Source organism: Acinetobacter sp. CIP 101966 (assembly GCF_000369725.1).
Taxonomy (GTDB): Bacteria; Pseudomonadota; Gammaproteobacteria; order Pseudomonadales; family Moraxellaceae; genus Acinetobacter; species Acinetobacter lwoffii_Q.
The window spans coordinates 1,634,866-1,649,840 of sequence record NZ_KB850160.1 but is presented as its reverse complement, the minus strand read 5'-3'; the positions used below and the strand labels follow the sequence as shown (position 1 = coordinate 1,649,840).

The window sequence follows — 14,975 nt, the reverse complement described above, 5'->3', positions numbered from 1 at the left end:
CTAAAATAGAGCGATTAATTCGTAGACGAACAGAGTATTTCATTATGACGGATGCAACTGCTGGCAAAATCCCTCACATTTTGGTGATTATGGATGGTGTGGGTCATCGCGAAGCGGTCGAAGACAATGCGTTTTTAGCAGCTAAACGACCAAATTTAACTGCGATACAGGACAAGCATCCGCATGGTTTGATCTCGGGTTCAGGTGAAGATGTCGGCCTGCCAGATGGCCAGATGGGTAACTCGGAAGTCGGACATATGAACCTCGGCGCAGGTCGTGTGCTGTATCAGGACTTTACCCGGATTACCAAAGACATTCGTACGGGCGACTTCTTTGAACATGAAGTTCTGGTCGATGCAGTTGAGAAAGCCAAAGCTGCAGGTGGGGCAGTACATTTGCTTGGCCTTTTGTCTGAAGGTGGTGTGCACTCCCATGAAGATCATATTGTGGCGATGGCAGAGCTAGCGCTAAAACGCGGTGCGCAAGTCTATTTACATGCATTCTTAGATGGTCGTGATACGCCGCCTAAAAGCGCACAACCTTCTTTAGAAAAACTCGATGCCTTATTCGCTCAATATCCAGGTCAAGGTCGTATTGCCACCATGATCGGCCGTTATTTTGCCATGGATCGTGACAACCGTTGGGATCGTGTTGAACAGGCCTATCGCTTGTTGACTGAAGGTGAAGCGGTTCGTACAGCTGCCAGCGCAGTTGAAGGTTTGGAACAGGCTTACGCAGCCGATGAGTCGGATGAGTTTGTTAAAGCGACCCGTATTGGCGATCTGGCGAAAATTCAGGATGGCGACAGCGTCGTATTCATGAACTTCCGTGCCGATCGTGCCCGTGAATTGACTCGCGCATTTGTAGAAAAAGACTTTGCAGGTTTTGAACGTAAAGTCGTGCCGAATTTGGCGAAGTTTGTCATGCTGACGCGTTATCAAGCCACGATTGATGCACCTGTAGCGTATATGCCTGAAGCGTTGAAAAACTCGATTGGTGAATACTTATCTGATTTGGGTAAAACACAGCTGCGCATTGCGGAAACAGAAAAGTATGCGCATGTGACTTTCTTCTTCAGCGGCGGCCGTGAAGATGAATACCCAGGTGAAAAACGTATCCTGATTCCATCGCCAAACGTAGCCACTTATGACCTTAAACCGGAAATGAGTGCTTATGAAGTGACTGATGAGCTGGTGGCTGCGATCAATTCAGGTGAATTTGACCTGCTGGTGGTGAACTTTGCCAATGGTGATATGGTCGGTCATACGGGTGTATTCGATGCTGCGGTGAAAGCTGTTGAAGCGGTTGATACATGTTTGGGCCGGGTTTATGAAGCGGTAATGGCGCAAAAAGGTCATATGATTGTGACTGCCGATCATGGTAACGTAGAGCAGATGCAGGACTATCACAGTGGTCAGGTACATACTCAGCATACCACTGAATTGGTTCCGTTTATTTATGTCGGCCCAACTCAGGCCACGATCGCAGAAGGCGGTGTATTGGCAGATGTAGCACCGACTTTATTAAGTCTGATGCAAGTTCCGGTACCTGCTGAAATGCAAGGTCGTAACCTGATTCAGCTTGATGCATAATTTTCGATAAAATTCTAAAAAGGTCAAAGAATGGCAAGAACACGCTGGAAGTCTGTTGTAATACCATGCTTACTGATGTGTTTGAGTCATTCAGCTTGGGGTGCGGGTTCAAATGAGCCGGCATTCGATGATATGGAAATGGATGGGCAGGTCTATTCCGAAATTCCTGTGGCATCCATTCAAGAATTCGTACAAATTTATGGCATCGTAAAAGATAATTATATTCAAGATAAAAATGACGATGCCTTGTTTCAACAGGCCATTCAGGGTCTGGTCAGTGGCTTAGATCGCTATTCCCGTTATTTGTCGCCTGAAGATTATAAGCAACTGCGTGAATATACCGAAGGTGATCTGGCCAGCATTGATTTTGATCTGCAATTTGACCCGCGGTTGAAGCAATGGGTAGTTCAGGGACTGAGTTCCGATGCTGATTCAGCCAAGCAGGGACTTCGAAATGGCGTCACGGTTTATAAAATTGACGATCAGGTATTAAATAGCCTGAATCAGGAACAAGTCCGGCAGTTATTGAGCGGAGCCGTTGGCTCTACGCTCATGATTCAGCTCTCCCCGCAAAGTCCGGCCGTTCGTCTGGTCCGCAATACCAAACTGGATACTGAAATTAAATCGAGCCTGCACAATAATCAGGTTCTGGTTTTACAGGTCAAGGTTTTTCAGCAAGATACTGCCAATGAAATCAAACGTCTAATCGAAAGCTATGCCGACAAGCGCTTAAAAGCCGTGCTATTTGATTTACGCAATAATCCCGGTGGCTTACTCTCGGCTGCAGTTGAATCTGCCGATTTATTTTTGAATCAGGGCGTGATTGTGTCGACCAAAAGCCGCGCTGAAGGTAATCAGCAATTTCAGGCCTTGCCGAGTTTTGAGTTTCAGAATCTGAAAGTTGGGGTATTGATTAATAACCGCTCGGCTTCTGCAGCAGAAGTGTTTACAGCAGCCCTGAAAGAACATAACCGTGCCTGGGTCGTAGGCGAAAAAAGCTATGGCAAAGGCGTAGTACAGAAACTCTTTCCTTTAAGCAACGGTTCGGCTCTACAGATGACAGTATCGCAATACTTTAGCCCGAGTGGCCAGATGATTGAAGGGCGGGGCGTACAGCCGCATTTCAACTATCCGTTTAAGCAGGAAATGCGTGAGGAGAGTTATCTGGAACATGTCACAGACTTGCTGCTCCTGCAAAAATAATTATTCGTCTTCTTCGGTATCCAGTCCGAACTTTTTCAAACGATAGCGCAGGGAACGGAATGACATGCCGAGTTTTTTGGCGGCCAGTGTCCGGTTCCAATGGGTCAGATTCAGCGCATTCAGTAAAATTTCTTTCTCGACCTTTTCCAAATATAGTTCTAGACCCTCTTCAGGCAGCTTTTTAGGTGCAATCAGGGTTTCGGTCGCAATGATCTCGCTGGTGAGCGTATTCATCTCCTGAGGGCTGTTTAGCGCCTGACGCAGCGGTGCACTCTGCAAATGCTGAAGATCAATCCGCTCTTCATCACTTAAAGTAATCGCGCGTTCCATAATATTACGCAATTCACGCACATTACCTGGATAATATTGTCCCAATAAGAACTCTTTGCTACGTTCGGTCAGTTTTTTATTGGGAATGCCCCATTCCTGGCAAATCTTCTGAATGAAATGTTCGGCCAATAGCAGAATATCCTGACCGCGTTCACGTAATGGCGGTAAAGTCAGATCCATTACATGAATACGGAAATATAAATCCTGACGGAATTTGCCTTGTTGCACCAAGGCTTCCAGATCCTGATGCGTGGCACTGATCACACGGAAATCCACATCAATTTCGGTATCCGAACCGAGTGGACGAATACGTTTTTCCTGTACGGCACGTAACAATTTGACCTGCATAGAAAGCGGTAATTCTGCAATTTCATCCAGAAACAGACTGCCACCATGGGCAGATTGAATCAGTCCCTGTTTGTCCTGAGCAGCGCCGGTAAAGCTGCCTTTCTTATGCCCAAACAGTTCGCTTTCCATCAACTCAGTCGGAATGGCGCCACAGTTAATCGCAATAAAAGGACCTTCATTGCGGTTACTCAGGCGATGGACCAGATTGGCCACGACTTCTTTACCTGTTCCCGATTCACCAGTGATAAAAACCGGTGCTTGGGATCGGGCAATTTTTTGTAAGGTAATACGTAGTTGCTGGATCGGCAGGGATTGTCCAATCAGCATTTTATGTTCAAGCGCTTCATTTGGATTATTATGCGAATAATCCACCGGTTTATTCAGGGCTTTTTGTAAGAGTTGTTCCAGATGTTTCTGATTGATCGGTTTGCTGACAAAATCAAAGGCCCCGGCTTTGAGCGCAGCAATGGCGATTTCCATGTTGCCATAGGCGGTCAGAACTGCGACCGGAAGTGCCGGATAGAGGCTGCCAATCCAGTCCAGTAACTCCAAACCATTGCCATCGGGCAGGTTTAGGTCAGTCAGACAGGCATCATATTGATGATTGGCAAGGCATTTTTTAGCATCTTCCAAACGGTGGGCAATGTGCGTACGAATTCCCATGCGCAGCAATGACATTTGCATGAGGGTACACAAATCTTCCTCATCATCCACCAAAAGCACCAGTGGTTGTTGTTCCCCATTCATCTTCCTTGACCCCTTTAAAGCGTAATACGTTGACAGCTGATGCGAAAGCATGCGCCCTGTTCTTGTTGTATATAGTTTAATTGTGCCTGATTTGCTTCGCAAAAACTATGTGATAAATACAATCCTAATCCGGTACCACTAATCGATGTGCTAAAAAAGGGTTTGAACAATAGCGCTTGATCATGTACGGCTACGCCAGAGCCAAAATCCCGTACATCAATCCAGACCCGATGTTCATAAGGATGCACATTCAGCTGAATATAGGCTGCATCTGCTGAATTGTGACGAATGGCATTACGAATCAGATTAATCAGGATTTGCCGGAATTGTGCTTCATCAAACTGAATCACTAGCGGGATATCAATATTAAATTGAATCTGATCGCGAATATCGGCCAGATCTTCCTGGATAAATAACGGGATAAATTCATTGAGATGAATCGGTATCGGGTGGGTTTCTTTATTTTTGACCATATTCAGCGTGTCCTGAATAATCCGGTCAATCCGGGTCGCCTGTCGGCCAATCATCTGCTGGAGTAGCTGTTGCTGTTCAGTTTCTGAGTCCAGATACAAATCATTGGCCTGCACAATGGCCGCCAAGGGGTTACGAATTTCATGGGCAATACTGGCTGAGAGTTGACCCAGCGCAGCAAGTTTAAGTTGCTGCACCTGCTGATTCAGTTTTTTGGCATCCTGTAACACCAGTAGCATTAGAGTCTGATGCGGCACAATCAGTTTTTGCACCTGCACATGAATATTATAGCGACTTTGCTGGGATTCAAACTGAAAGCGCTCACCATTTTCTAGCGTTTCAAAATGGATCAGTTCAAATAAATCTGGCTGTGATTGAGATAAAGTAAATTTCTCATGGCCGTATTTGGACTCAATTCCAAGAAGATTACAGGCGGCAGGATTACTGAGTACCACATGATAGTTTTCATCCAGAACCAGATAACCGGTTTCAATCTGTTCCAGAATATAGCGGTTAATATTCTGTAAGCGATGCAGTTCCAGCGATTGAGAAAAATTCAAATTTTCCAGAATCTGAAAACGGCGCACGGCAATTTGTCCAGTGCCATAAACCACAAAAAACAAAAAGGCCAGCAGGGCGCTATTACTGATATTGCTGAGTGAAGAAAACGCAAAAATACTGCCGATAAAATGCTGATAAATAACACTAATGACTGCAATGAGGGTGACGACCAAGGCCTTTTTTGCATCTAATAATAAAGATGCAGAAAAGATAGTAATCACAAACAACAGCCCAATTTGCAGATTAGGACCGTCGCTCGCCAAAGTCAGCAAACTTAAAACGCAGACATCGCTAAAGAAAATCATAATCAGCTGCGGCTGGATCAGGCGTCTGATCCATTTCAGCACAAACAGCTGTACGGTATTGATCGCAACCCCGATTCCCAGTGCATAATAATACAGCTGCGGGTATTGATAATCGGTGGTGAGTTCGGGGTAGGTCAGCATAAAAATCAGCAACAAACCGGTGCTGATCAGCAGACGATAAGCGCTGTACCAGATACCGAGATGGTATTGATTCAGTTCAGCATAGTTTTTTTGTTGTGCCATATGCACCGGAAATCGTTAAAAGCTAAGGTTTAATGAGTCCATAGCGCATGGCCAGATGAGTCAGTTTAACATCGCTATCGATATTCAGTTTTTCAAAAATACGGTAACGATAAGTATTCACGGTTTTAACACTCACAAAGAGCTTGTCGGCAATTTCCTGGGCGCTGATACAATTCACGACCATCATCGCGACTTGCATTTCACGCTCTGACAATGCATCAAAAGGCGATTGTTGTGTATCAGAAAGGTAAGAGCTTGCTAACTGTTCCGCAATGTCTGCACTGAAATATTTGCCGCCTTGCATGACTTTGTTAATCGCACGGACCATTTCCGAAATCGGGGCCCCTTTGGTGATATAACCTTTGGCACCGGCTTTCAATAACAGGGACGGATAAGGCTCTTCTGCTAAACCGCTAACCGCCAAAACTTTGGTTTCCGGCGCACTCTGAAGTAGACGGCGCGTGGTTTCTACGCCACCAATGCCCGGCATATTCACATCTAACAAAACTACATCAGGATGATGTTGACGAACTAGAGAGATCGCTTCTTCACCAGATTCAGCTTGTCCAATTACCTGAACCTCCGCATGGTCTTCTAGCATTCTGCAAATTCCAGTACGAACTAATTCATGGTCGTCCACAACTAAAACTGTGATCACCTACGCTCTCCCTCTGTTAAAAAAATCATTTTTTTGTTACATAAAGCAAAATAAGCTTGCAATGAAAGTACAAAATTAGCAATCCTATTCGCAAGATTAAATCTGAAACTTATCACACAGTGTCAAGAACAAAAAATGTTCGGCATTGTGTTTAAATGTAAGGCATATTAGAGGTAATACGCAAATCAATCTTACCTCTGTTAGTTGAGTGAAGGAATAGTGAAGAAAATAAACAAGTCTTTAAGGCATCTACTCGGCCTGTCCGTGTTAATCAGCATGAGCACGACAAGTTTTGCTGAAATCATTATGAATTCTGGCACGGCAGAGGGCGGTTCCAGCATTAGTTGGTCTTCTGAAGAAGTTAACCAGTTAATGAGCGATGATTTTAATGCGTCAGCCAATGAGCCTTCGCCACCCGGGTCTGCAACAGTGACCACCACTTTGCGTCAGGCCGGCACAGCAGCGCCAGCAGTAATCAAACCTGCTTATACTGCGCCGCAGATTATTGATACCAATCATTTTAGTAATCAACCTTCTGTCAATGCACGGGCTGCACTGGTCATGGATGCGCAAACCGGTGAAGTGCTGTTTAGCAAAAATACCAATACTGCCTATCCGATTGCATCGATTACCAAGCTGATGACAGCGGTGGTGATTTCTGATGCACGTCTGAATATGTCGGAAAAAATCACCCTGCAACAGGCTGATTTTTCCTGTTCAGGCTGTAAAAGCTCAAGCTCGACTTTAAGAGCAGGGGACAGCATGAACCGTGCTGAAGCTTTACTGTTTGCTCTGATGAAGTCCGAGAATCCGGCTGCAGCCGCTTTGGCACGGACCTATCCCGGTGGTCGATCAGCGTTTATTGCCAAAATGAATGCAAAAGCTAAAGAGCTGGGAATGAACTCCACTCGCTTTATGGAATCAACAGGTTTGCATCCGGGTAACGTGGCATCAGCTCGTGACTTGGGAATCTTGGTAAATACGGCCTCTCAATACGGCCTGATTCGTCAGTTCTCGACCACGCCAAGCTATGACTTTAACTTGGGTTATCGTGTATTGAAATCGAATAATACCAATGCCTTGGTACGTAATGGCGGATGGAATATCAATATTTCTAAAACCGGTTTTATTAATGAAGCAGGGCGCTGTGTGGTGATGCACACCACTCTGAATAACCGTCCTGTGGCAGTGGTACTTTTAGGTGCAAACAGCTCACAGGCGCGTACCAATGATGCGACCCGTTTAATGAGTTGGGTTAGCCAGCAACCTAAACGAATCTAATTGATTGGTTCATAAAAAAACCCTGCACTTGCAGGGTTTTTTTAATTCTGGCCGAAATTACATATTCGACAGAATAGAGTCTTTAACTTGAGTCATGGTCGCATCAATCGACAACATCACGGCATCAGCACATTGCTTGATGGCAGTGTCTGGATCTTTCAGACCGTTACCCGTTACGGTACATACGATCACTGAACCTTCAGCAATTTTACCCGCTTTAATGTCACGGATCGCACCGCCGACAGACGCAGCAGACGCAGGCTCTACGAATACACCTTCATACATAGAAAGCAGACGTTGAGCTTCAAGAATTTCCGCATCAGTCAGTTCATCAAACCAGCCGTTTGAATCACGAACAACCGCTTTAGCATGATTGAAGCTTTGCGGATTGCCGATACGAATCGCAGTTGCAACAGTTTCCGGGTTTTCTACTGGACCGCCACGAAGGAACGGTGCAGCACCAGAGGCTTGATAACCTGCCATGATTGGCAAGCCTGCCGGTTTAGGACCAGTGAAAGCATCAGTTTCAGCATCGTAAACGACTTGCTCAAATTCTTCTTTCGACTGGTTGGCAACCGCTTCGGTATAACCCATCCAGTGCGCAGTGATGTTACCCGCGTTACCGACTGGCAGGCAGTGATAATCCGGTGCACGACCTAAAGCTTCAACGATTTCATAAGCAATGGTTTTTTGACCTTGCAGACGGTACGGGTTGATTGAGTTTACAATCGTTACCGGTGCCTGATCGGCAACTTCTTTAACCAGACGCATACCGTCATCAAAGTTACCGCGAATTTGCATGGTGATCGCACCATACATCATCGCTTGAGCCATTTTACCCATGGCAATTTTGCCTTCAGGGATGAGCACGAATGCTTTGATGCCAGCACGCGCAGCATATGCAGCCGCAGCCGCAGAGGTGTTACCAGTAGATGCGCAGATGATGGCTTTAGAGCCTTCTTCAACGGCTTTCGTCACCGCCATAGTCATACCGCGGTCTTTAAATGAACCAGTCGGGTTTAAGCCCTCGTACTTCACATAAATTTCAACATCTTTACCAATAATGCGTGGAATATTCTCAAGCTTGATCAGTGGAGTATTACCTTCACCCAAAGAGATCGCACGAGTAGTTGCAGACACTGGTAAACGGTCGCGATAGCGGTCAACTAAACCAGTATAACGATTGGCATTCGACATGATGATGTTCCAATTGTGTGTAGAGCTTGGCAAGGGGAATCCTCCCCTCAACCCGATTAATTATCAAGCGATTCTAAACGAATTCGTACAATTTCGCCATGAATGACGGGTAATGCTTGAATTTGTGAAAGCGCTGCATCCATTTTTGATTCCTTGACTGGATCAGTCAGAATCACGATAGGAATAAGGTCTTTGGATAAACGCGGTTGCTGCATGATCGCATCAATACTAATGCCGGCACGGCTTAAAATCGTGGTGACATCGGCAAGCACGCCCATCTGATCTTCGGCATTAATACGGATGTAATAGCCGGTAGTCATTTGTTCACGACTCAAGATCGGTAAATCACTGAGCGCTTCGAAAGCCAGTTGTGGAATGGTGCCTGCACCGTCTTCTGTGTAAATGATGTCGCGGACAATATCGACGACATCGGCAACCACCGCAGAAGCTGTTGGTCCAGCACCCGCGCCAGCACCATAGTACAGTGTTGGGCCAACCGCATTGGCTTGTACCAGAACCGCATTTTTCACACCATTGACATTGGCAATTAGCTGGTCATCTGGAATCAGGGTCGGGTGTACACGGAGTTCAATCCCGGCATCAGTACGGCGTGCAATGCCCAGATGTTTAATCCGGAAACCGAGGTCTTCGGCATATTTCACATCTTGTGCCGTGACTTTGCCAATGCCTTCAGTAAAGACTTTGTCAAACTGAAGTGGAATACCAAAGGCACATGAGGCCAGAATCGTCAGCTTGTGTGCTGCGTCAATGCCTTCCACGTCAAAGGTCGGATCGGCTTCGGCATAACCCAGTTCTTGCGCTTCTTTCAGCACATCTTCAAAAGCGCGGCCTTTTTCACGCATTTCACTAAGAATGAAGTTACCTGTGCCGTTAATAATACCGGCCAGCCATTCAATCTTGTTGGCTGCCAAACCTTCACGGATCACTTTAATAATTGGAATGCCACCAGCCACTGCGGCTTCATAGGCAATTTGCACGGCATTGTCTTCAGCCGCTTTAAACAGTTCATTACCGTGTTCAGCCAAGAGTGCTTTGTTGGCGGTTACAATATGTTTGCCATGTTTCATGGCTTCCATGATGACTTCATAGGCAGGATGAATTCCGCCCATGACTTCAACCACCACGTCTACATCAGGTTGACGCACGATGTCCATCAAATCAGCACTTTGTTTGACCGATTCTGGCAGATCCAGATCAGGACGTGGACGACGGGTGCCTACATGGGTAATTTCAATTTCACGACCGGTGCGACGTTTGATCTCAGCAGCATTTTCTTTTAATAGTTTCAAGGCACCACCACCTACAGTACCAAGACCGAGGATTGCCAGACGAACTGGTTTCACGTCACACTCCAAATATAAACAGTTTTTTACAAGAGCCTAGATCATAGCTAAAAAACCCGCCTGACTCTAGGGTCATTTCAGAATATCTTTATCTATAAAATAAAGTTAAATAACGTATTAAAATGAGTTATTTAAGCCGATTCAATAATTCCGATGTAGACAGGTAACCACCTAGATAAGTACCTGCTGAATTATAAATGGCAGGGGTACCATTCACGCCCATATTCAGACCCATTTGATATTGATCTTGAACAGGATTTTCACACTTCTCTGCACTAATCTGTGCACCCGCAATCGCTTGGTCAAAGGCACTGCGACGGTCGGCACTGCACCAGATTGCTTCCATGGCCGGCATATGCTGTTCACCACGCGGCCAGGCGATATAACGCACTTCAATGCCTTTGGCATTCATCTCATCCATTTGCTCATGGAATTTATGGCAATACGGACAGCTGACATCGGTAAACACATAAACCACATGCTTGGCTTTGCCTTTAGCTGGATAGACCAGTAAGTCGGCTGGCTTGAGTTCAGCAAAGAGTTTATTGTTGATGCCTGCTTGCAGGTTCTCGCTGACATTGTGCAGCTGTTTGTCACCGAGACGGATCACATCGCCCTGAATCAGATATTTACCGTCACTGGTGACATAGACCGCAGACATGCCTTCCAGACTCACCCAGTACAGGTTTGGAACTTCAGTGGCTTTAATGTCGGTAATTTTGGCACTGATGCCAGCAGTTTTGAAATGCTTTTCCAACGTAGACGCCAGACGCTGTTCTGCATTACGTTCGGTTAGGGTAGAGGCTTCGCCCGTCGCCGGTGCGCTCGCAGTCAACTCTTGCTTTTTATCGTTGTTAGTGGAATTGGAACATGCAGTCAGGCCCAAACCAGCAGCAAGTGTGCAAGCCATAAAAATTTTTGAGCGGGCAAATGTCATAAAAAACCCTTTTCTTCTTGGATTAAAAACAGAGTATTAGCATAACAAAAAAAAATACCCACACGTCAAACTTCTCAGTTTATTCCATCCGGATATGTTTTAAGCACGTGGATGATGGGTGGCATGCAGCTGTTGCATCCGTACCTGTGCCACATGGGTATAAATCTGGGTGGTAGACAGATCACTATGCCCGAGCAACATCTGCACTACGCGTAAGTCTGCGCCATGATTGAGTAAATGTGTCGCAAAGGCATGACGTAAGGTATGCGGTGACAGTTCGGACTGAATGCCGGCCTGCAGCGCATAACGCTTAATCGCATACCAGAAATTCTGTCGGCTCATGATGCCGCCATGCTGGGTCAGAAACAGATAATCGGTCGAAGTCTTATACAGTTGCGGACGGGCTTCGTTCAGATATTTTTCTACCCATTCACAAGCCATTTGTCCCATCGGAACCAAGCGTTCTTTATTGCCCTTACCGACGATACGTAAATACCCCTGTTTTAAGTTGATCAGTTCCAGACGTAAGTTAATCAGTTCGGTCACCCGGAGTCCGCAGGCATACAGCACTTCGAACATGGCTCGATCACGCAGTCCTAATGCCGTGTTGATATTAGGGGCATGAATTAAGGCTTCGACATCAGCTTCGGAGAGATCTTTGGGTAAGGCCCGGCCCAGTTTCGGGGTTTTATGTGCAGCCACCGGATTGTCACTACGAAGTTTCTGCTCACGCAGAAATTTATAAAATGAGCGCAAGGCAGATAGGCAGCGGGCAATCGAACGTGGACTTTTTTGCTGTTTGGTCAGCGCAATCAGTACATCAGAAATATCATCATGACTCCATTCCGGCAGAGGCTTGCTCAGGCATTCTGCACATTGCACCAGATCGGACAAATAGGCATTTCGAGTATGCGGGCTGACCGTTTGTGCAATCAGATAATCACGAAAACCCTGCAAATAACTGAACGCATCAGGAATTTGGACAGGGGCAGGAATACGGGGTTTTTTATTCAGCATAGGGTGAAAGGATCTGATCTGAAAAAGCGATAATCGGGATTGGTATTCTCCACTGTAGTTTAATTTTATGACAGTGTCGATGTGGTATAAGGCTAAATCGAAATGTAATTAATCTTATTTGTTAATTATTCTCATTTGTTTGTATACTGTACAAAATAGTTTAGGAATTTCACGGTGCGTTTGTCTGATTTAAAAGCAAAACAAATTGCCATCATTCGAAAAGTGAGTCGAACAGCTGATGGTGAAAGTGCTCTACACGATGTCGTTGCGAGTCGTTTGGAAACTTTAGGCTTTGTACCAGGTACAAAGGTACAAGTCATTACTAAAGGTATTTTTGGTGGAGATCCCATTTTGATTCAAGTTGGATTCACACGTTTTGCTTTGCGTAAATCAGAAGCAGCCAAAATTGAAATCGAACAGGCGGTGTCGGCATGAGTGATACATTACGTATTGCCCTTGTCGGTAACCCTAACTGCGGTAAAACTTCATTATTCAACCATTTAACCGGAACGCGCCAAAAAGTCGGTAACTATGCGGGTGTGACGGTTGAACGTAAAGTCGGTACGTTTCAGCTTGCCTCAGGCAAAGCGGTACGGGTACTGGATTTGCCGGGAACCTATAGTCTGGATGCAACCAGTCCGGATGAAGAAATCACCCGCAACGTCGTACAGGGTAAAATTGCGGAAGAGCAGGAGCAGGATGCATTTTTATGTGTGGTAGATGCCACCAATCTGAAACTGCATCTGGGTCTGGTGCTGGAAATGATTGCACTGGGTCGTCCGGTGCTGGTTGTGCTGAACATGATGGATGAAGCACGCCGTCGTGGCATGCAGATCAATACCCAGAAGCTGTCTGAGCGACTGGGCGTACCTGTGGTAGAAACGGTGGCTGTGCGCAATTCAGGGATTGAAAACCTGAAAAATGCGTTGGATCAAGGCAAGTATTCTGTACCACAGACTGAGCTCAGCGGCTTGAAAGGTGACAGTCACCAGCGCGTGGAAAACATTCTGAATGACGTGGTCAATTTCGTCGATCAGGAAGATAAACGTACCGATTTCCTCGACAAGATTTTTCTGCATCCGGTACTGGGCTTAATTAGTCTGGCCGTGATGATGTTCGTGATTTTCCAGGCGGTATTTGCCTGGGCTGCGCCGTTTATGGATGGGATTGAATCCTTCTTCGGCTGGTTGGGTGAGTTCCTCGGCGAATATATTTCGCACCCATTACTGAATAGCCTGGTGGTGGACGGGATTATTGCCGGTGCCGGTGGCGTGGTGGTGTTCCTGCCACAGATTCTGATTCTGTTCTTCTTTATTTTAGTACTAGAAGAATCGGGTTATTTACCGCGTGCAGCATTCTTGCTCGATAAACTGATGTTTAAAGCCGGTTTGTCAGGACGTGCCTTTATTCCGTTATTGTCCAGCTTTGCCTGTGCCATTCCGGGGATTATGGCATCGCGGACCATTAGTGATCCACGAGATCGTTTAACCACGATTTTTGTTGCACCTTTAATGACCTGTTCGGCGCGTTTGCCGGTTTATGCCTTGCTGATTGCGGCATTTATACCGGCACAAACTGTCTGGGGCTTCCTGAATCTGCAAGGTCTGGTGCTCTTCGGTCTGTATATGGCGGGTATCGTAAGTGCTTTGCTGGTGTCTTTTGTGTTGAAATTCTTCCACAAAGATAAATCACAGCACATGCTGCTGATGGAACTGCCAAGCTACCGTTTTCCGGACTTGAAGAACGTTTGGATCGGGTTATTGGATCGCGGCAAAATCTTCTTGAAACGTGTCGGTGGCATCATCTTCGCCTTATCGATTGTACTGTGGTTCTTGTGTACTTTCCCACAGCCACCAGAAGGGGCAACCTTGCCGGCGATTGATTATTCATTGGCAGGGATGCTCGGTCATCTGATGCAGCCGATCTTTGCACCGCTTGGTTTTAACTGGCAGATCTGTATTGCCCTGATTCCGGCGATGGCAGCGCGTGAAGTGGTCGTTGCAGCACTGGGTACAGTCTATGCGATGTCGGCAGTTGATGAAGATGCGATGTCTGAAGGTCTGGCTGCGCTGATCAGTGGTGGAGGTGATCTGGGCTGGTCAGTGGCGACAGGTTTGTCTTTGCTGGTGTGGTTTATTTATGCACCACATTGTCTGGCGACTCTGGCAACAGTTAAACGTGAAACCGGTTCCTGGAAAACTGTCAGTATCATGACTGTTTACCTGTTTGGTCTGGCATATTTCATGTCATTCCTGACTTATCAAATTGCTTCATATTATTTGGGCTAAATCTCAGCTTGGCCTTGGCCAATTGAATTTGCTGCATTGTATAGGTATGGGAGATTGAGATGATTGAAATTCTAATTGTGACAGCGCTGGTGCTTTGGAGCATGCTGGTCGTATTCAAAAAGGTGTTTCCCAACACCTCTAATTCAGTCTTTCAGAAGCTGTCTGATGCCTGTGCAGCCAAGGGTTGGCAGCGTCTGGCCAAATGGCTGCAACCGGGTGTGGCGGCAGGCTGCGGTGGCAACTGTGCCTGTCCGGTTTCAGAAAAAGGTTCAGACGTAAAGCCGGCTCAACAAGCAGTAAAATGGAAATAATTTCCTTTTCTGGCTAAATTTCAAAAACCGTCATGATCATGACGGTTTTTTTACGCATGGACACAAAAAAATGTGCAGAAAAGCCAATCAGAAAAGGCATTCAAAACAGCAAAGTGCTACCA

Annotated in this window: 13 protein-coding genes; 6 read left to right on the top strand and 7 right to left on the bottom strand. The window is 46.1% G+C overall.

Going from position 1 to position 14,975, the window contains the following annotated elements:
• Positions 1-44 precede the first annotated feature (44 nt).
• Entirely contained in the window at positions 45-1,592 is a 1,548-nt protein-coding gene (gene gpmI / locus F891_RS14060; RefSeq protein ID WP_005263948.1) for a 2,3-bisphosphoglycerate-independent phosphoglycerate mutase, read from the top strand.
• Positions 1,593-1,622: 30 nt separating this feature from the next.
• Positions 1,623-2,795: a S41 family peptidase gene (locus F891_RS14055; protein ID WP_005263947.1), complete on the top strand. Its 1,173-nt coding sequence runs from the start codon at positions 1,623-1,625 to the stop codon at positions 2,793-2,795.
• Here F891_RS14055 and F891_RS14050 read toward each other — a convergent pair whose 3' ends face one another.
• From F891_RS14050 to F891_RS14040, 3 genes are read right to left on the bottom strand one after another with little or no spacing between them, the layout of a single operon-like run.
• Positions 2,796-4,220 carry a sigma-54-dependent transcriptional regulator gene (locus F891_RS14050; RefSeq protein WP_005263946.1) on the bottom strand — a complete coding sequence of 475 codons (1,425 nt, stop codon included), beginning with the start codon at positions 4,218-4,220 and terminating at the stop codon, positions 2,796-2,798.
• 14 nt (positions 4,221-4,234) lie between these two features.
• Positions 4,235-5,800 carry a sensor histidine kinase gene (locus F891_RS14045; RefSeq protein WP_004732491.1) on the bottom strand — a complete coding sequence of 522 codons (1,566 nt, stop codon included), beginning with the start codon at positions 5,798-5,800 and terminating at the stop codon, positions 4,235-4,237.
• Between the two features lie 22 nt (positions 5,801-5,822).
• Positions 5,823-6,458, bottom strand: coding sequence for a response regulator transcription factor GacA (locus F891_RS14040; RefSeq protein ID WP_004281059.1), 636 nt, complete (start codon positions 6,456-6,458; stop codon positions 5,823-5,825).
• Between the two features lie 219 nt (positions 6,459-6,677).
• On the opposite strand from F891_RS14040, the gene F891_RS14035 reads away from it, so the two are divergent.
• Positions 6,678-7,739, top strand: coding sequence for a serine hydrolase (locus F891_RS14035; RefSeq protein WP_005249689.1), 1,062 nt, complete (start codon positions 6,678-6,680; stop codon positions 7,737-7,739).
• Positions 7,740-7,796: 57 nt separating this feature from the next.
• Here the strand turns inward: F891_RS14035 and thrC are convergent, their stop codons facing one another.
• From thrC to xerD, 4 genes are all read right to left on the bottom strand, one after another.
• Positions 7,797-8,936, bottom strand: coding sequence for a threonine synthase (gene thrC, locus F891_RS14030; protein WP_005248423.1), 1,140 nt, complete (start codon positions 8,934-8,936; stop codon positions 7,797-7,799).
• Between the two features lie 56 nt (positions 8,937-8,992).
• On the bottom strand, positions 8,993-10,300 hold the full coding sequence (locus F891_RS14025) for a homoserine dehydrogenase (RefSeq protein ID WP_005263945.1): 1,308 nt from the start codon (positions 10,298-10,300) through the stop codon (positions 8,993-8,995).
• Between the two features lie 127 nt (positions 10,301-10,427).
• Entirely contained in the window at positions 10,428-11,237 is an 810-nt protein-coding gene (locus F891_RS14020) for a DsbC family protein (RefSeq protein WP_005263944.1), read from the bottom strand.
• A gap of 99 nt (positions 11,238-11,336) precedes the next feature.
• Positions 11,337-12,254, bottom strand: coding sequence for a site-specific tyrosine recombinase XerD (gene xerD / locus F891_RS14015; protein WP_005263943.1), 918 nt, complete (start codon positions 12,252-12,254; stop codon positions 11,337-11,339).
• Between the two features lie 174 nt (positions 12,255-12,428).
• On the opposite strand from xerD, the gene F891_RS14010 reads away from it, so the two are divergent.
• From F891_RS14010 to F891_RS14000, 3 genes are read left to right on the top strand one after another with little or no spacing between them, the layout of a single operon-like run.
• Positions 12,429-12,689: a FeoA family protein gene (locus tag F891_RS14010; protein WP_005101473.1), complete on the top strand. Its 261-nt coding sequence runs from the start codon at positions 12,429-12,431 to the stop codon at positions 12,687-12,689.
• A complete protein-coding gene (feoB, locus tag F891_RS14005; RefSeq protein WP_005263936.1) occupies positions 12,686-14,542 on the top strand; it encodes a ferrous iron transporter B in 1,857 nt (618 codons plus the stop codon). Before F891_RS14010 ends, feoB begins: the two co-directional genes overlap by 4 nt.
• Positions 14,543-14,601: 59 nt before the next feature.
• A complete protein-coding gene (locus tag F891_RS14000; protein WP_005248417.1) occupies positions 14,602-14,853 on the top strand; it encodes a DUF6587 family protein in 252 nt (83 codons plus the stop codon).
• Positions 14,854-14,975: the final 122 nt, after the last annotated feature.